Origin of the sequence: Pseudoalteromonas sp. 2CM37A (assembly GCF_023161885.1) — a bacterium.
GTDB lineage: Bacteria > Pseudomonadota > Gammaproteobacteria > Enterobacterales > Alteromonadaceae > Pseudoalteromonas > Pseudoalteromonas atlantica.
In genome coordinates this window covers 481469-499981 of the sequence record NZ_JALNTJ010000003.1, presented here as the reverse complement: position 1 = coordinate 499981, position 18513 = coordinate 481469, and the positions used below count along the sequence as shown (strand labels likewise).

The window sequence follows — 18513 nt, the reverse complement described above, 5'->3', positions numbered from 1 at the left end:
AGTTTAGTGTTGGGTTTCGTTTCACTCTACCCAACCTACGGTGCAAACCTATATATCTGCAAGTGTAGGAGTGCTGACAAGGCGAAGTGCTTTTTTATGCCAAAGAGCATACAGTTAGTATGTGACTTAGGCTAAAAAAGCACGACAACGTAGTCAAAGCAAACTACATGAGGCAGAAGGTTCACCTAAGTAGTTTAGCCTAAGACAAGGCATTCACCCCTACTTATCCCTATGAGCATACGGTTTGTATGTGATTAGGGTAAGTTGGGGTGGATAACGCAGTATTAGGTTAAAATACGACGGTGATTACATTTGCTCCATGACTTCAATGCCAAGCAAATCCAATCCTGTTTTTAGCGTATCTGCCACTAAATTACATAACACTAAACGGCTGTCACGTACGCTTGGCTCTACGCCTTCTTTTAGTACTGGGCAGGCTTCGTAGAATGTCATGTATAGGCTAGCTAGCTCGTATAAGTAGCTACATAGTACGTGCGGAGTAGCCTCAGAGATCATTAAATCAAGGACTTCTTCAAGCTGTAACAGTTTAAGCGCGAGTGCTTTTTCTTGCGGCTCGGCTATGGCTACATCTGCATTTAGCGTAGCGGCATCGACACCTGATTTACGGAAAATACTGCGCACACGAGTATAAGCATATTGTAAGTAAGGTGCTGTTGCGCCTTCAAAGCTTAACATGGTGTCCCAGTTGAATATGTAATCGCTGGTACGATGCTTAGAAAGATCAGCGTATTTAACAGCGCCAATACCTACTTTACGCGCAATTTCGCTGCGATCATGATCTGATAAATCAGACTCACGCTCAGCAAGTTTTGTTGCTGCACGACTAATTGATTCTTCAAGTAAATCAGCAAGTTTTACTGTACCACCTGTACGGGTTTTAAATGGTTTACCATCGGCGCCCATCATGGTGCCAAACGGGCAAAACTCGTAGCTGGTTTCATCGCGTAAAAGGCCTGCTTTACGTGCGGTAAGCTCCACCTGATTAAAGTGAAGGCTTTGGCGTGCATCAACAAATATTAAAATACGCTCAGCACCTAAGGTGTTTGAGCGGTAGTTACACGCGGCTAAATCGGTGGTTGCATATAAAAAGCCGCCGCCAGATTTTTGCACGATAAACGCCGATGGCTCACCATCTTTATTGGCAAGTTCATCTAAAAACACCACTTGTGCGCCTTGCGACTCTACCGCTATGTTTTTATCTTTTAATAGGCTAATAATATCGTTAAGCTCACTGTTGTAAGCACTTTCAGCCATAATATCGTCTTGGGTAAGCGTTACGTTTAGACGTTTGTAAACTTCTTCAGAGTGCTTAACAGAGGTCGCTATAAATAGCTTCCATAACTTTTCACAGTGCGCGTCGCCGCCTTGTAGTTTAACTACATAGTCACGGGCTTTATCGGCAAAGCCTTCTTCATCGTCAAAACGCTTTTTAGCATCGCGGTAAAACGTTTCTAAATCAGCAAGCGCTACCGACTCTAAGTCTACGCCTTGGCTAATTTGATCTTCTAAATGCGCAATTAGCATACCAAATTGTGTGCCCCAATCGCCCATGTGGTTTTGACGAATGACTTTGTCGCCTCTAAATTCAAGCGCACGTACAATGGCATCGCCAATAATGGTTGAACGCAAATGGCCTACGTGCATTTCTTTTGCAAGGTTAGGTGATGAGTAATCTACCACGACAGTTTGCGGATTTGCGTGCTCGTTTACAGCCAGTTTTGCATCGTTGTTTGCTGCTTTTACACTATTGGCTAAAAACTCAGGCTTTAAATGAATATTAATAAAACCCGGGCCGGCAATTTCTGTTTTTTCAGCGATGTCGGTTACATCTAGGTTATCAATAATTTTTTGCGCAAGCTCACGTGGGTTGCTTTTCATTTTTTTAGCGGCGCCCATTGCACCATTAATTTGGTAATCACCAAACTGTGGGCGTGTGCTTTGTGTAACAGCTGGGTTTGTGTCTTCTGGTAGGCCTGCTGCGGTCATGGCGGCAATGGCTTTTTCTACTAAAATAGTACGAATGTTCATTATATTATTTACCTTTGTAAGCCCGCCATAGCAGGCTTTCAGTTAACTTTAGTCAGTCGATTCTAGTTTTCGCGCGTATGGTTAAAGGTTACCTCTGGGTAACGCTCTACCGATAAGTTAAGGTTTACACGGCTCGGTGCTATGTAAGTTAAGTTATCGCCACCATCGAGTGCTAAGTTGCTTTCGCACTTACGTTTAAACTCTTCAAACTTTTTAACATCGTCGCTGCTTACCCAACGTGCCGTATTTACATTTACGCCTTCGTAAATTGCATCTACGTTGTACTCAGCTTTTAAGCGGGCTACAACTACGTCAAACTGTAGTACACCTACCGCGCCTACAATTAAATCGTTGTTAGTAAGCGGTCTAAATACCTGTACAGCACCTTCTTCAGAAAGTTGTACTAAGCCTTTTAATAATTGCTTTTGTTTAAGCGGATCGCGCAAACGAATACGACGAAATAGCTCAGGCGCAAAGTTAGGAATACCGCTAAATTTAAGCTTTTCGCCTTGCGTAAAGGTATCACCAATTTGAATGGTACCGTGGTTATGCAAACCAATAATATCGCCCGCATATGCATCTGCTGCGCGCTCACGATCGCCCGCCATAAAGGTTACCGCATCAGAAATACTAATTTGCTTACCAAGGCGTACGTGGTTCATTTTCATGCCTTGGCTGTATTTGCCCGACACAATACGCATAAAGGCAATGCGGTCACGGTGTTTAGGGTCCATGTTTGCCTGAATTTTAAACACAAAACCGGTAAAGTTTTCTTCTGTTGCGATTACTTGGCGGTCATCTGTTTCGCGCGGTAATGGCGTTGGTGCCCATTGCGTTAAACCATCAAGTACATGGTCTACACCAAAGTTACCAAGGGCTGTACCAAAGTACACCGGTGAAAGCTCACCTGCTAAAAACAATTCAAGATCAAACTCATTTGAGGCACCAATTACCAGCTCTAGCTCTTCACGTAATTGCTCAGCGAGTTCTTCACCAATGGCGATATCAAGCTCAGGGTTATCTAGGCCTTTTACAGTGCGAACTTCTTGAATAGTATGACCTTGGCCTGTTTTGTATAAAACCGCCTCGTCGTTATGAATGTGATAAACACCTTTAAACTCTTTACCACAACCAATTGGCCAGGTAATAGGCGCACAGGCAATATTTAGCTCTGTTTCTACTTCATCAAGTAGTTCCATTGGGTCACGAATATCACGGTCACACTTATTCATGAAGGTAACAATAGGCGTGGTACGTAGGCGCGTAACTTCCATTAGCTTACGGGTACGTTCTTCTACACCTTTTGCGGCATCAATAACCATTAAACACGAATCTACCGCAGTCAATGTACGGTAAGTATCTTCTGAGAAGTCTTCGTGTCCAGGGGTATCAAGTAAATTAACCAGCGCATTGTTATACGGAAACTGCATTACAGAGGTAGTAACCGATATACCACGCTCTTTTTCCATCTCCATCCAGTCAGACTTTGCATGCTGATTAGAGCCACGGCCTTTTACAGTACCGGCTTTTTGAATCGCTTGTCCGAACAAAAGTACTTTTTCGGTGATGGTGGTTTTACCAGCATCCGGGTGCGATATGATTGCAAAAGTCCTTCGCTTGCTAATTTCGTTGATAATATTCTGGTCTGCCATTAATAAGTTCTTTTAGTTTGATGCCAAGTTACATGCATAACATTGAGTGTATGCAAGGCAACCCGTTAAGTTGATCGTTATTAACTGGGCTTTGAGCAATTTAGTGTGAATAAATTGACAACAATTAACGCCATATAGCTAATTTTTTAATAGTGGCAATTGTAACAGGAGTCGGTATAAAAGTGTGCTATCTAACTAAAAATATCTTGGCTTTATATGCAAAAGGAAGGAGTAACTAATTTTAAGGGCCAGCAACATGGTTACTGGCCCTGTAATTAACGCAATGTGCTACTGCGTTATTGAAATACTGGGTACCACCGACATACCTACTCGTAACTGCTTAAGCGCCGGCTGGTTTGCATCTAAGCTAATTTTAACCGGTAAGCGCTGCACAATTTTGGTGAAGTTTCCCGTGGCGTTATGTGCACCAATGGCTGAGTAGCTCACGCCACTGGCAGGGCTTAGGCTATCAACGTGGCCACGTAAAATTTGCCCTGCTAGTGCATCAACTTTTATTTCAACTTCTTGGCCTACTTTTACATTAGCTAGCTGAGTTTCACGGTAGTTTGCACTAACAAACACTTTATCAAGAGGTACAACAACCAATAGCGGGCTGCCTGGGTTTACATACGCCCCTACACGCACCGATTTTTGGCCAACTATGCCATCAATAGGCGCTGTAATTTGGGTGTACGATAACTTAAGTTCGGCATCTACTACACGTGCTTTAGCTTGTACAAGCACGGCTTTGGCTTTTTCGATATCGGCACGTAAAATTTCAATCTGCTGCTTTGCTGCTGCAAGGCCTGCTTGGTTTTTATGCAAGTTTGCTTTTTGAATAGCCAGCTTTGCTTGTGCTTCTTCTCGTGCTTGCACAGTGCCTGAGCCATCGGTTGCTAAGTTGGTATAACGCTTTAAATTTAACTGCGCTAATTTAAGTGATGCAGTGTCGGCTTCTACCGCAGCTTGCGCTTGTTGTACCAGCGAATCTTGATAAGTTAGCTTAGCTTGCAAGCTAGCTACACTAGCTTTAGCACTATTAGCTTGGGCTTTAGCGGAATCTAGGGCCACTACAAAATCGCGATTATCTATGGTGGCAATTAAATCGCCTTTTTGTACTCGTTGGTTATCTTTAATGAGTACTTGATCTACCGTGCCAGATACCTGAGGCGCCACAAAGGTAAAGTCGGCTTGCACGTAGGCATCGTCAGTTGTTTGAGTTGCACTTTGCGACTCCGGTTTATTAAGATAAATAATACTGCCTGCAACAACGGCAAGTATAGTTGCTGCAACGGTTAATTTAACTACTTTTGGTAAGGCCATAATATATTACTCAACGATTAAAATTTAAGATTTACTAAGATTCGGGGCTGGTACAAAGTTCATACATAGCGCCAGCGGAATTAATACAAGTGCTAACACACCAAGCACCAAGTAGGCATCACCTACCGACATCACTAACGATTGCTGGGCAATAACGCCACCTAATTGATCATTAGGTATGGTGTTTGCCAATGAATTACCGACCAGTGAGGCGCGATCTAATAGCATTTCGTTATGAAAATGACTGCGCACCGTTAATAGCTGCCCCACAACAGCCCCGCCAATAAGCGAGCCAAACACACGTAATGTGTTTATGGTTCCCGAAAAAAACGGCCCTTCGCTTGGGTCTAGTACACTGGTCATTAAAAATAAAATAGAGACCACTGCCATGGGCTGGCCAAATGCTTGCAACAGCTGCGCTGTGATAAATTGATCCCGATGCCATAAAGGCGTAATTTGTGCGCCGCTAAAACAGGCCAGCGCAATTAAAAATAATCCAATTGACATCACAATGCGGGCGTCTACCCATTTTTTGTATAAAAGCAGTGCCACTACCGAGCCAAGTACAAGTTGTGGTAGCGCAATTAATAACCCTACTGGCGCTAGCTGTAATGCTCTATAGCTATGCAAATTGGCTAAATGGGTTGAGGGCAACATTGAGCCCGACATCAACACCACTAACAACATGGTAAGTAGTACAGAGCCAATACCTAAATTGCGACGGCCTAATAACTGCGGTCTCATAAATGGCGCTTTGTGATGCCACTCGGTTAGTACGTAGCAGCCAAATAAAATTAGCCCACCAAAAAAACACACACTAATAAGCGATGAATTAAACCAATCTAAACGCACACCTTGATCAAGCGCGATGGCAATTAACGTCAAAGACGATACGCCGCATACTAGGCCTAACCAGTTTCCTTCTTTAAAGCGCGCATATTTAACGCCCTCTTTTGGGAGCCCCCACGCAGTTAGTGAGCCTGCAATAATACAAAGCGGAATAACTTGCCAGTAAATCCAGCGCCAGTCCGATAACACATCAGCCCACTGCCCGCTTAGCCAAATAGCTAAATTTGGAGCGAATGTAGCGGTCATGGCGTAAAGCGCTAAACCGTGTAAACGTATGTTAGGGGGTAAAAATTTAAGTGCAGCCATCATTAATATAGGTATGAGTGCGCCACTACTTACCCCTTGCACAAAACGCAGTGCAATTAATAAGTTTAAATCATTAATAAAAGGCAAAATAGCCGCAATAACACCACATATAGTCACCATAGAAATATGAAAGCGTCTAACCGATAACGTAATGGCAAACCACGAAGCAAAAGGCATAGCGATTAGCTCCCCAACGGTATAGGCGCTTGAAAGCCAAGAGGCATCATCTAAACTTGCCCCCATTACGCCCCTCACATCTGCTAATCCAAGTGCCCCTACTCGGTTATTTAATCCCGCCATCATAGCGGCAATAAAAATGCCTAATAACCCAGCCAGTGCTTGTTTTGATGGCCCTGCGGGCTTAGCAACAGGTGCTGCATTTTGTACAGGCACATTAATCGTGACTGCATTCATTACTCGCCCTCCGCCTTGGCTGACATTGGCGTAAGCGCACTCTCAGGTAGCGCGTCTGGGTTCCAGCCACCACCGAGAGATTTATACAAATTTACAACCGCAATCGAGGCATTGGTTGCACTGTTATTTAACTTAGTTTGGCTTGCTAATAAATTACGTTGCGCCGTTAAAACACTAAGGTAGTCGGCTGCCCCTTGCTGGTAGGCTCTTTCAACGGTTTGTAAAGCCTGCTTATTAAAGTCGTGGGCAATTTCAACTTTGTGATGGTGATTTTGCTGCGCAGCCCAACCATCTACTGCGTTATCAACTTCGTGCCACGCTTTTAGTACAGTTTGACGATACGTTAATGCCGCGTTTTTCTCGCGCTCTTTAGTAAGCTTAAGCTGTGACTTTAAGCGCCCACCCTGAAAAATAGGCAAATAAACATTTGGCCCAACTGAAAAAACACGTGAATCCCAGGTTGATAAATCACTCTGCGCATACCCTTCAACCCCTAATGAGCCCGTTAAAGTAATGCGCGGGTAAAAATTTGCTTCAGCCGCGCCAATAGCGGCAACAGCACTGTGTAAGTTTGCTTGCGCTTGTAAAATATCTGGGCGGCGTTTCACAAACTCTGATGGAATAGCCGAAGGGATTTCGCTTGGCATAACAGGCGCAGCAATACGCTCGGCTAACAAAGTATTTAAGGCACGTGGTTTTTCACCTACTAGCAACGCAAGCGCGTTCATTAACACATTACGGCGCTGCGTTTGCTCTGGTAGCGCAGCATTAATTGTTGCCAGCTCTGCTTTTGCACTAATTGTTTCAAAACGTGTACTTACACCGTTTTTTTCGCGGCTTTGTGCAAGCTTTAACACACGCTCTGCAATGGTTTTGTTTTCGTGTGTTATGTTGAGCTGCGTTTGCGCACTGCGCAGTAACAAATACGTTTTAGCCACCTCCCCAGCTAAGCTAACACGCACGGCTTCACGCGCATACAAAGAGGCCTGCAGCATAGCGACGGCCCCTTCTTCAACACGTTTATTACGGCCCCATAAATCAAGTTCCCAGCTGGCATCAAAACCAAGCTGCCAAAAGTTATCAGGGTCTGAGGGCGCACCGAGTGCAACAAACTTACCATTTTCGCTCAGCCCTTCGCGCTTGTAATCAAACCCAGCAGATACACTGGGTAAGCGGTCTGCCGATGCAATACCCAATGCCGCGCGGCTTTGGGCAATTCGGCTTGATGCTAGCTGTAAGTCAAGATTACCTAACTGTGCTTTGCGCTCTAGCTCCGTTAAAATAGGATCGTTTAAAATTGTCCACCAATTCCACGCCAATTCGGCATTACCGCTTTGTAGCTGAGTAAATTCGGGAGTTGGCTTTATAGCATCGTTGTTTATATTTGTATTAGGCTCTTCAAAGTTAGGACCCACTACACAACCCGACAAAGCCGCAGCTAATGTAAGCGCAATAGCTGAATGCCGCGAATAATTAAAAAGTCTTTTATTAAGACACTGATTAGCCATTTTTAAATCCTAAATTAATAACACAATTATTTATGTACTGTACCGCTCGGTTCGAGTGATAAGCAAAAAAAAGCTAAGTACGCTAATTGCTGCCTAGTCACACCTTAAATACATTTAAACAGGGTAATACCGATAGTTAACAGCTGCTAAAAACACCCTTAACTTAAAGCTCAAATTGAACTGTACCGCTCGGTTTGATATGCTAGGCGTAATTTAACATTATGTCAAGGTGAAATGTAATGACAAAAACGCTTACTGATGCCCAGAACACTTTGCCTCCAAGTGAATTAGAGCTTGGCGCAAAAGCACGAACGGTATTACACGCTGCACGTAAAATATTTTTAATTCATGGTTTTAACGGTGCAACCACCGACATGATCCAACGTGAGGCAGGCGTATCAAAATCGACGGTTTACGCTCACTTTGCAAATAAAGAAATTTTATTTTTAGCGGTCATTAAAAGTGAATGCGAAATATTTACAGCATCAATCGATAATATAACGTTTAAGCCAGGCAACTTAACAGAAAACTTACGCCGCCTTGGGCATGCTTATTTACAAATCGCTCTATCAGAGTCGGCCATGGCTTTATACCGAATTGTTGTTGCTGAAGCCCCCCGCTTACCCGCCCTAGGTCATATGTTTTATAACTCTGGCCCGCGGGTGGTAAAAGACAAGGTCTCTAATTATTTAAAAGCGGCAGTGGAATCTAAAGAACTTGATTTTGAAGAATTAAACATTGAAGAAGCCACTAACCTATTTGTTGCCTTAATGCGCAGTGAGCTACATTTAATGTACTTAACTCACCCCGATCAGCCGGTGCTTAAAAAAGATATAGACCGCTGGGTAGAAGTAGCAATAAACTTTTTAGTGCGCTCTTACGGTACGGCTCACACTCAAAAGAACTAATTTTTAAATGTGTAATACTTTAAATAAATAGCATTTTAAAGCCACGCATTAATTTTAAGCGTGGCTAAATTACCCTTAATGCCAATGCCCTAACAACGCATATTTTAATGCATTGTGCTAAACACTAATAAATATAAAAATAGCGCTACAGGTTTGCCCCTTGCGCTCAATTTATGACAGGCATTGATACTGCACTGTTAGCTATATAATTAAAAAACCAAGCAGCGCAGCCGCTAACTTATTTAAAACAAAGCTAAATATAGCGCCTTAAAATATAATCTTGCTTTCGGTGCTCACTAGCCGTATTTAAACCAATTATATACACACTTTTTTTACGCTAAATTAACCCAAATCAGCTTACGCTTCTTGTGTAATAAAGTCGTAACGCATATCATTGCTAGATTGCACGGAGGATAAGTAGTTTGGTCATGAAAACCAGTAAGTTAAGTATTCGATTATTATGGTATATAACCCCGCTTGTTATATTACCCTTGTTGTTTTTAGGTGGTTTTACATTAACTAACGTAACCAACTCAACACAAAAGCAGGCTGATCTTATAATGAGTCGCTTTGTTGAGCAGCAACAGCAAAAGGTTTTCAACTACATAGACTCGTTTCATTCAACAGCAAAACTACTGTCTACCTCGCCTGTTTTAAACGATTTTTTATCAAACGACATTCATGCTGATGGCAGCTATACCCGCCGCTTAGGGGCACTAATGGATGTTTTTGCCAGTTACAGCGAAGCCTACCCAGATATAATTAGTATTAACTTAGTCTCGGCCAGTGGTAAAAGTGACGCGTATTATTCTAATAATTTAACTACCGCACCGCAGTCATACCCATTTTTTAAGCAAGTACTGCAAAGTAATTTGCGCCAACAACAATTTATGGTGCAAAACAACGACGGCACCACCAACTTATTTTTTGTACAGCGCGTACAAAGTGTTGATTACTATTTAAAACGCCCACAACAACTTGGCTTTATAGTATTGCAAGTTGAACCCTCTATATTAAACACCAGTATTTTAGAGGCACCTTATAACAACACCCTTAATTTACTGCTAACCAACGACGGGCAAATTTTATTTAGCTCAGACTACAGCTTACGCGGGCAATATATTACCGAGCACGAGCTTGAACAGGTTCACGATTTAGCCGATGTAGGCACCCTTTCGACTATTGAGCTTTCGAGCATAGATAAAATAGAAAGAATGATATTTGCTGTACAAATGAGTGGCGGTTATTACTTTGTATCAACCATTCCAAAAGGCGTGCTTTATCAGTCGGGTAAGGCAATTAGCTTAATCACAGGCTTAATTGTGATAATTTCGGTGATCACCCTGCCTATCCTTATTTTTGTGGTTGTGCGCAATTTACTGCTAAACCCAATCGAGCTTTTAGGGGCCGCCAGCCACCGTGTAGGTGATGGTGATTTATCGGTAAATTTACCTGCTCATACAAATGATGAAGTTGGCGTGTTGTTTAACGATTTTAACCACATGATCAACCAAATTAGACACTACCAAGAACAGCTAGAAGAATATAAGCACCACCTAGAAGACAAAGTAGAAAGCCGTACTAAAGCGCTCGAAGCGATGAACAGCCAGCTTGAACTTGCCATAGCTCAAGCAGAGCAAGCTAACCAGCTTAAAAGCCGTTTTTTAGCAAATATGAGTCACGAGATTCGCACCCCACTTACGGCCATTATGGGCTTTACCGAGCAGTTATTAATTAACGATAAAGTGGTTAACGACAAACAGCATTTAAATACCATTTTACGAAACTCTAAACACTTATTAGAGCTAATAAACAACATACTCGATTTATCTAAAATAGAAGCAGAAAAGCTCGCTGTAGAGCAAGCACCCCTTAATGTAGTACAGCTGGTTCACGATATAGAATCAATTATTGAACCGCTAGCACACGAAAAACAACTGGCGTTTAGCATTCATTACGAGCTGCCATTACCGCGCACTATTTATAGTGATATGACGCGCTTAAAACAAATTTTGATAAACATAGCCAGCAATGCCGTTAAATTTACCGAACAAGGCAAAGTATCAATTTGTGTGCATTATTTGCAAAGTAAGCAGCAGCTTGAATTTGTGGTTAAAGACACCGGTATTGGTATGTCTGAGCACCAAATAGAGCGTATATTTAAACCTTTTGAACAAGCCGATGCCACCACCACGCGCCGCTTTGGAGGCACAGGATTAGGTTTATGTATTTCTAAAAACTTAGCGCAGTTATTGGGTGGCGATGTTACTTTAAAAAGCGAAATTGGCATAGGCAGTCGCTTTGCTATTACCGTTGATTGCCATATTAACGAGCCTAAACAGTCACTAGAGCTTTTAACTGAGCAAGCACAGCTTATTCCAGAAAAAGACCCTTTCTTGTCGTTTGCCACTTCTAGTTTTGATGCCAACATATTAGTTGCCGAAGATAACCCCGATAACCAGCTACTTATAAAACTGCTTTTACAAACCTGGGGCCTAGAGCCAGATATGGCTAACAATGGTGCACAAGCAGTAGAAATGGCGTTAGTAAACGACTACCAGCTAATTATTATGGATATGCAAATGCCTGTAATGGGCGGCCTTGAGGCAACTAAAATGCTACGTCATGCAGCCTACGATGGGCCCATTATCGCGCTTACTGCCAATGTAATGAACCATGATATAGACACATACATTGAGGCAGGTTGCGATAAAGCGCTGGCAAAACCCATTGATAAAGACGCGCTTGAAAACGTGCTAGTTAGTTACTTAAACCTTGAAAAAGATAATCAGAACAAGTGGGATAGTTTACTAAAAAGTGAAAAGTTTCAGCAAATTAACGATAACTATGTGGCTAACCTGCCAAGTTACTTACAAAAGGTAAACAGCTTAAAAGCCAGTAACGATGCAGAGGCGCTTCGAAGTGTAGCTCATAGCTTAAAAGGCAGTGCGGGTTGCTTTAATTTTGACGATATTTACCACAGTGCAGCGCTACTAGAAGAAAACCTGCTTAGTAATGACCAAGCGCAGCGCCCCACATTAATTGTAAATTTAATTAATGCTATTGAGCAAACCATAGCTAAAAGTAAAGAAACAGCCTAAAAGCGCGTGTTTTACTTTAAACGTTTATTTAGCGCTTAATTTAACCCTTTAACTAAACCCTAAGTTAAGCGCCATACCCATTAGTATGGCGTCTTCATAGCCATTTTTAGAGGGTTCATCGCTTGGGTAATAGTTTTTACGTACCGACATTTGCGTAAAGCCAGCATGTTCGTAAAGCGTTATTGCACGCGCGTTTGATTCGCGTACTTCTAAAAAAAGGTTTTCAGCATTTTGCTGCTCGCCATATTCAATAAACTGGCTAAGTAACTGCCTTGCAATGCCTTTACCTTGCTCACTGGGCGTTACACATATATCCATAAGGGTAAAGTCAGGCCCTGCCTTTTCACCTATATAAAAACCTACCAGGGTATTTTCATCAAACGCCGCTAAATTAAAGTAACGGCCGCCCATGCAAGAGTTCATTGTTTTAAGAGACCAAGGATGAGAGTGGCAGGCAGTTTCAATAGCCATTAATTGTGCTATTGCGCTTTCGTTTACAGGTTTAAAGTTTATCAAGGTGTGTGCTCATTAAAGCCCATAAAGCGCGCTTATCAGAAGCACTGAGCTGTGAGGTTGGTAGTGTAAGCTTATCGTCGGCTAACTGTATGTCAGCCCCTTTTAAAACATGATTAATTGTTAAAGAAGGTGCACTTAAACGTATATCACTTAATAACTGTTTGCTCAGCGCTAAAGGCTCAGCTGGAGTGCTTTGTGAAACGGCTAAAGTAGGATCAGTATTTTTAGGACGATAATGCTGATTTAGTTCAAGGTTTTCTATACCAAAAATAGCTGCGTAACGTGGATGCATAACAACTCAGTAGATTAAACACTAGAACAATATATGAAGTAATAAAAACGATGTAAAGAAGAAATGGCAGGGGCGGAGAGATTCGAACTCCCAACCGTCGGTTTTGGAGACCGCTGTTCTACCAATTGGAACTACGCCCCTGCAATGTCGACGAATTATAGAGACCTTTTAGAAAAGGTAAAGTAAAAAATTAACTTTTTAGTTTAACTGCTTTTTAATTATACAAAACGCTGAATTAGCAAGCTAAATAGCGCTGTAAAGCCACTTTAGCTTTAGCAGCACTCACCTTTAAAAAAATAAATGCTGCTCAGCTTAGCGTAATTAAAACTGCAGTATGTGCTTTAAAACCGTACGGGCTTAATAACCGCGGTACTGTTTCTGCCTACGCTTAGCCCTAGCGCTATGCTGTAAATTTCTTCTTAAGTGTTAAATACTTTAGCTAGCATAGTGGATTTACACTTGCTGTTAGTTATTTTTATAGCGGTTTAGCTTGGTGGAGTTGCTGTATACATAAACAAGTCAATAACATTGGCAGCATTTATGATACAATTTAGCGTCTAGGGGATCCGCGCCTTACCACCTAATTGCATATTTCATCATGTATCTTACTTACGCGGGTCATTCACAATGCAAATATGGAGGAGCTTTACTATTAGCAGTTGCTGGTAGTTCACGCCGTGTTATATGAAGTTTAAATCAAAAAAATACAGTATCGATTCAACCGATTACCAAGTAGGACAAGATAACGTTAGCAAATGGGGCATGGATATTCATACTAATGTATTTTCTGTTTCTATTGGCCTATCTCTACTTTTTATAATTACTCTACTTGCACTCTCGCCTAACGAAGCTAAAGAGGCGATTAACTCAATAAAAAATGCCGCACTAACTAATTTTGACTACGTATTTATGTGGGGCGCCAATATATTACTGCTGTTTGCAGTGGGTATTGCCGCTTCACCGTTGGGTAAAATTCGCCTTGGCGGCGATAAAGCAACTACAGACTATTCAACCTTATCGTGGGTGTCTATGCTCTTTGCTGCAGGCATGGGTATAGGCCTTATTTTTTGGGGCGTGGCAGAGCCCACCGCCTTTTACACCGACTGGTTTGGCACGCCTCTCAATGCAGAAGCCTTTACCGAACAAGGCCGAGAAATGGCTTTAGGGGCTACTGTATTCCATTGGGGTCTGCACGCGTGGGCAATTTACGGTATGACCGCTTTATGCCTAGCCTATTTTGTTTACAACAAAGGCTTACCGCTTTCTATGCGCTCAATATTTTATCCGCTTTTAGGAGATAGAGTATGGGGCAAGTTAGGTGATGTTATCGATGTAATGGCGGTATTAGTAACCCTTTTTGGTCTTGCTACGTCGTTAGGCTTAGGCGGGGCACAAGCTGCCAGTGGTATTAGCCACGTGCTCGGCTTTAAAAGCTCTTTATTATTACAACAAGGCATTATTTTATTAATTATGAGCTTGGCTATCCTCTCTATTGTGCGCGGTATGGATGGTGGCGTTAAACTCCTAAGTAATATAAATATGGGCATAGCCTTTGTGTTTCTGGGGTTAGTGTTTATTTTAAACTTTACCACGGTACTTGATTCTGCCTACACGGCCGTAATAGGTTATGTTAAAAATATCATTCCTCTAAGCTACAGCACCGGCCGAGAAGATACACAGTGGTTACATGGCTGGACTGTGTTTTATTGGGCGTGGTGGGTTGCATACGCACCTTGCTTTGGTATGTTTGTAGCGCGTATTTCAAAAGGGCGCACCATACGCGAATTTTTAGTGTATGTATTACTCATTCCTACTCTTGTGACTACTGCTTGGATGTCGGTTTTTGGTGGTGTTGCGATTGATCAAATTATAAATGAAGTTGGTGTACTTGGCGCAAACCAAGGTATTACAGATGTAACGCTTAGCTTGTTTTATATGCTAGATGCTTATGCATTCGGTACGCTGCTTTCTCTTTTAGCTGTGGCGCTAATAATTATCTTTTTTGTTACCACCCTCGACTCCGGCTCTATTGTAATAGATAGCCTTACATCAGGCGGAAAGCTAGAAGTACCTATAAAGCAAAAGCTAGTATGGGCCGTTATTGCCAGTATTATTGCTATGTTAATGCTGTGGATTGGTGGCACCGATTCAATTCAAGCATTGCAATACATTACTATTATTGCCGCCCTGCCCTTTACTATTATTTTAATTTTAGGCTGTATTAGCCTAGTTAAAGGGCTACTTACAGAAACCGAGCAACTTACACCAATCCCTGCAAAATAAACCCACCTAGCCCACTTCACTTAATGAGTTTAGTGGGCAAGAGCTAACGGTTTTTAGGCATAAAAAAAGTCCGTGTAAGCGGACTTTTTATTATTTAGATAACAAAACTATGTTTGCTATCTAAAAGGCATTAACCATTAGTAAAAACGGGTGCTATTCCCACTCAATAGTGGCCGGTGGTTTACCAGAAATATCGTAAACAACACGTGAGATACCGTCAATTTCGTTGATGATACGGTTAGAAACCACACCTAAAAACTCATACGGTAAATGTGACCAACGCGCCGTCATAAAGTCGATAGTTTCAACACAACGTAGTGATACAACCCAATCATATTTACGTGCATCGCCCATAACCCCTACCGACTTAACAGGTAAGAATACAGTAAACGCTTGGCTTACTTTATGATAAAGCTCAGCTTTGTGTAGCTCTTCAATAAAGATAGCATCAGCACGACGTAGTAAATCACAGTACTCTTTTTTAATTTCGCCAAGTACACGTACACCTAAACCTGGCCCTGGGAACGGGTGGCGATAAAGCATGTCGTACGGTAAACCAAGCTCTAAGCCAATTTTACGTACTTCATCTTTAAATAATTCACGTAATGGCTCAACTAAGCCCATTTTCATGTCATCTGGTAAGCCGCCCACGTTGTGGTGAGATTTAATTACGTGTGCTTTACCTGTCGCTGAAGCGGCTGATTCTATTACGTCTGGGTAAATAGTCCCTTGACCTAACCACTTCGCATTTTTAAGCTTTTTAGCTTGCTCATCAAATACATTAATAAACGTATGGCCAATGGCTTTACGTTTTTCTTCTGGATCTGATTTGCCCGCAAGGTCAGCTAAAAATTGCTCCTCAGCGTCTACTTTAACAATGTTTAAGCCAAATTTATTGCCAAACATGTCCATAACTTGCTGACCTTCGTTTAAACGAAGTAAGCCATTATCAACAAATACGCATGTTAGGTTTTCGCCAATTGCACGGTGAATCAGCATTGCTACAACAGATGAATCAACACCTCCTGATAAGCCTAAAATAACTTCATCATCGCCAACGGTTTCTTTAATGCGCTCAATAGCATCATCAATAATTTTGGCAGGTGTCCATAGCTTTTCACATCCACAAATATCAATTGCAAAACGCTCTAATAAACGTTGCCCTTGATGAGTGTGCGTTACTTCTGGGTGAAATTGTACGCCGTAAAAACGTTTTTCTTCGTTAGACATAGCAGCGTGCGGACACGTTGGTGTTTTAGCTGTGGTGCTAAAGCTTGCCGGCACTTCCATTACTTTGTCGCCGTGGCTCATCCACACGTCTAAAACGCCGTTGCCGCCATCGGTAATATGATCTTCAATTGCATCGAATAATGCACAGTTACCCACTTTTTCTACTTGTGCATAACCAAACTCTTTTTTATCTGAGCTGTGTACACTGCCGCCAAGTTGAGCTGCCATGGTTTGCATGCCGTAACAAATACCCAGCACTGGCACGCCAGCGTTAAACACGTATTCAGGTGCACGCGGGCTGTTCTCTAGTGTGGTTGACTCAGGGCCACCAGATAAAATAATACCTTGTGGATTAAATTCGCGAATTTGCTCTTCGGTCACATCCCATGCCCACAGCTCACAGTAAACGCCAATTTCGCGGATACGACGCGCGATTAATTGAGTGTATTGCGAACCAAAATCTAAAATTAGAATTCGTGAATCGTGAATATCTTTGCTCATGAAGGATCTCGTAAAGTAGATGCTAGATTCCACTAATTTGCTTAGTGGCTATAAAAGAGGGCTGGTAATTCCAGCCCCGTAATTTAAACGTGTTGTTTAACCTAAGCGGTAGTTAGGCGCTTCTTTAGTAATTTGCACATCGTGAACGTGCGACTCACCCATACCTGCAGATGTAACACGTACAAACTGCGGTTTAGTATTTAGCTCTTCAATGGTGGCACAACCCGTTAATCCCATTGCGCTACGAAGGCCACCCACTTGCTGATGAATAATCGTTGCAATTGGGCCTTTATAAGCGACGCGACCTTCAATACCTTCAGGTACTAATTTGTCAGCTTGGTTAGATTTTTGGAAGTAACGATCCGACGAACCTTCTTTTTGATCCATCGCACCTAATGAGCCCATACCACGGTAAGATTTGTAGTAACGGCCTTGGTAAAGTTCAACTTCGCCTGGCGCCTCTTCTGTACCAGCAAGCATTGAGCCCACCATTACACACGATGCACCCGCAACCAATGCTTTAACAATATCGCCAGAAAAACGAATACCGCCATCAGCAATAACTGGAATGTCACGCCCTTGTAAGCCATCTACCGCATCAGAAATAGCCGTAATTTGTGGCACACCACAACCTGTAACAATACGCGTAGTACAAATTGAACCTGGGCCAATACCTACTTTAACCGCATCCACACCTGCATCAGCAAGGGCAATTGCGCCTTCGGCTGTAGCAACGTTACCGGCAATAATTTGTAAATCTGGGTAAGTTTCACGAGTTTGAGAAACACGGTCAATAACACCTTGCGAGTGGCCGTGTGAAGTATCGATAAGTAAAACATCAACACCCGCCTCTACTAATGCAGCAATTCGCTCATCAGTACCTGCGCCAACACCAACTGCAGCACCTACACGTAAACGACCTAGCTCGTCTTTACATGCATGTGGTTTGTCTTGCGCTTTTTGGTAATCTTTTACGGTGATCATGCCTTTTAGTTTAAACGCATCATCAACCACTAATATTTTTTCAATGCGGTGTTCGTGCATTAAACCTAAAATTTCTTCGCGCGATGCGCCTTCTTGAACCGTTACCAGTTTGTCTTTTTTAGTCATAACGCTAGAAACAGGCTGTTCAAGCTTCGTTTCAAAACGCATGTCACGACCAGTAACAATACCTAGTAGGTTATTTTCGCTATCAGTAACCGGGAAACCCGAGAACCCTTTTTCTTGCGAAAGAAGCGTCGCATCTGCAATGGTTAAATCGGCAGACACAGTAACAGGGAATGACACAATACCTGCTTCATAGGTTTTAACTTTACGTACGTTTCTCGCTTGTTCTTCAATGGTCATGTTTTTATGAATAAAACCAAGACCACCTTCCTGCGCGAGGGCAATAGCTAAACGAGCTTCTGTAACAGTATCCATAGATGCTGAAATAAGCGGCAAGTTAAGTTTGATACCACGCGTTAAGCGAGTTGAAATATTTGCCGTGTGTGGCAAAACAGTAGAATGACCAGGTACTAAAAGTACGTCATCAAAGGTAAGAGCTTCTTTAGCGATTCTAAGCATTTTGGCAACTTCTCA

General features: G+C 42.3%; 12 protein-coding genes and 1 tRNA gene. 3 read left to right on the top strand and 10 right to left on the bottom strand.

Features of this window, described 5'->3' with window-relative positions; translation table 11 throughout:
- Nucleotides 1–306: 306 nt before the first annotated feature.
- The 5 genes from argS to MTF68_RS09605 form a co-directional block, all read right to left on the bottom strand.
- Nucleotides 307–2049 (bottom strand): arginine--tRNA ligase, encoded by a 1743-nt coding sequence (argS, locus tag MTF68_RS09625; protein ID WP_054982738.1) that lies wholly within the window; start codon nucleotides 2047–2049, stop codon nucleotides 307–309.
- 62 nt (nucleotides 2050–2111) lie between these two features.
- Nucleotides 2112–3701 (bottom strand): peptide chain release factor 3, encoded by a 1590-nt coding sequence (prfC, locus tag MTF68_RS09620; RefSeq protein WP_248462328.1) that lies wholly within the window; start codon nucleotides 3699–3701, stop codon nucleotides 2112–2114.
- Between the two features lie 288 nt (nucleotides 3702–3989).
- On the bottom strand, nucleotides 3990–5024 hold the full coding sequence (locus MTF68_RS09615) for an HlyD family secretion protein (RefSeq protein ID WP_248462327.1): 1035 nt from the start codon (nucleotides 5022–5024) through the stop codon (nucleotides 3990–3992).
- Between the two features lie 24 nt (nucleotides 5025–5048).
- Complete coding sequence (locus tag MTF68_RS09610) at nucleotides 5049–6593, bottom strand: MFS transporter (protein ID WP_248462326.1); 1545 nt, start codon at nucleotides 6591–6593, stop codon at nucleotides 5049–5051.
- Complete coding sequence (locus tag MTF68_RS09605; RefSeq protein ID WP_248462325.1) at nucleotides 6593–8101, bottom strand: efflux transporter outer membrane subunit; 1509 nt, start codon at nucleotides 8099–8101, stop codon at nucleotides 6593–6595. The genes MTF68_RS09610 and MTF68_RS09605 overlap by 1 nt, the downstream gene beginning before the upstream one ends.
- A gap of 239 nt (nucleotides 8102–8340) precedes the next feature.
- Between MTF68_RS09605 and MTF68_RS09600 the strand changes: the two genes are divergently transcribed.
- Both MTF68_RS09600 and MTF68_RS09595 read left to right on the top strand, forming a co-directional pair.
- Nucleotides 8341–9009 carry a TetR/AcrR family transcriptional regulator gene (locus MTF68_RS09600; protein ID WP_064385289.1) on the top strand — a complete coding sequence of 223 codons (669 nt, stop codon included), beginning with the start codon at nucleotides 8341–8343 and terminating at the stop codon, nucleotides 9007–9009.
- Nucleotides 9010–9437: 428 nt separating this feature from the next.
- Nucleotides 9438–12110, top strand: a complete 2673-nt coding sequence (locus tag MTF68_RS09595) for an ATP-binding protein (protein ID WP_096041250.1) — start codon at nucleotides 9438–9440, stop codon at nucleotides 12108–12110.
- A gap of 48 nt (nucleotides 12111–12158) precedes the next feature.
- On the opposite strand, the gene rimI is transcribed toward MTF68_RS09595, so the two are convergent.
- The 3 genes from rimI to MTF68_RS09580 form a co-directional block, all read right to left on the bottom strand.
- A complete protein-coding gene (gene rimI, locus MTF68_RS09590) occupies nucleotides 12159–12626 on the bottom strand; it encodes a ribosomal protein S18-alanine N-acetyltransferase (RefSeq protein WP_248462324.1) in 468 nt (155 codons plus the stop codon).
- A complete protein-coding gene (locus MTF68_RS09585; protein WP_248462323.1) occupies nucleotides 12613–12918 on the bottom strand; it encodes a hypothetical protein in 306 nt (101 codons plus the stop codon). Before MTF68_RS09585 ends, rimI begins: the two co-directional genes overlap by 14 nt.
- Nucleotides 12919–12982: 64 nt before the next feature.
- Nucleotides 12983–13059 (bottom strand) — tRNA-Trp (locus MTF68_RS09580).
- Nucleotides 13060–13602: 543 nt separating this feature from the next.
- Between MTF68_RS09580 and MTF68_RS09575 the strand changes: the two genes are divergently transcribed.
- The gene (locus MTF68_RS09575; protein ID WP_248462322.1) at nucleotides 13603–15201 is read left to right on the top strand and encodes a BCCT family transporter; all 1599 of its coding nucleotides are present in this window, start codon (nucleotides 13603–13605) and stop codon (nucleotides 15199–15201) included.
- A gap of 153 nt (nucleotides 15202–15354) precedes the next feature.
- Here MTF68_RS09575 and guaA read toward each other — a convergent pair whose 3' ends face one another.
- Both guaA and guaB read right to left on the bottom strand, forming a co-directional pair.
- Entirely contained in the window at nucleotides 15355–16932 is a 1578-nt protein-coding gene (guaA, locus tag MTF68_RS09570) for a glutamine-hydrolyzing GMP synthase (RefSeq protein WP_024033152.1), read from the bottom strand.
- A gap of 96 nt (nucleotides 16933–17028) precedes the next feature.
- The gene (gene guaB, locus MTF68_RS09565; RefSeq protein ID WP_004586134.1) at nucleotides 17029–18498 is read right to left on the bottom strand and encodes an IMP dehydrogenase; all 1470 of its coding nucleotides are present in this window, start codon (nucleotides 18496–18498) and stop codon (nucleotides 17029–17031) included.
- Nucleotides 18499–18513: the final 15 nt, after the last annotated feature.

Coding starts and splice junctions, on each gene's coding strand:
- guaB (WP_004586134.1), bottom strand. CDS start 18,498: ATGCTTAGAATCGCTAAAGAAGCTCTTACCTTTGATGACGTACTTTTA.
- MTF68_RS09585 (WP_248462323.1), bottom strand. CDS start 12,918: ATGCATCCACGTTACGCAGCTATTTTTGGTATAGAAAACCTTGAACTA.
- MTF68_RS09605 (WP_248462325.1), bottom strand. CDS start 8,101: ATGGCTAATCAGTGTCTTAATAAAAGACTTTTTAATTATTCGCGGCAT.
- guaA (WP_024033152.1), bottom strand. CDS start 16,932: ATGAGCAAAGATATTCACGATTCACGAATTCTAATTTTAGATTTTGGT.
- MTF68_RS09595 (WP_096041250.1), top strand. CDS start 9,438: ATGAAAACCAGTAAGTTAAGTATTCGATTATTATGGTATATAACCCCG.
- MTF68_RS09615 (WP_248462327.1), bottom strand. CDS start 5,024: ATGGCCTTACCAAAAGTAGTTAAATTAACCGTTGCAGCAACTATACTT.
- MTF68_RS09610 (WP_248462326.1), bottom strand. CDS start 6,593: ATGAATGCAGTCACGATTAATGTGCCTGTACAAAATGCAGCACCTGTT.
- MTF68_RS09575 (WP_248462322.1), top strand. CDS start 13,603: ATGAAGTTTAAATCAAAAAAATACAGTATCGATTCAACCGATTACCAA.
- prfC (WP_248462328.1), bottom strand. CDS start 3,701: ATGGCAGACCAGAATATTATCAACGAAATTAGCAAGCGAAGGACTTTT.
- MTF68_RS09600 (WP_064385289.1), top strand. CDS start 8,341: ATGACAAAAACGCTTACTGATGCCCAGAACACTTTGCCTCCAAGTGAA.
- argS (WP_054982738.1), bottom strand. CDS start 2,049: ATGAACATTCGTACTATTTTAGTAGAAAAAGCCATTGCCGCCATGACC.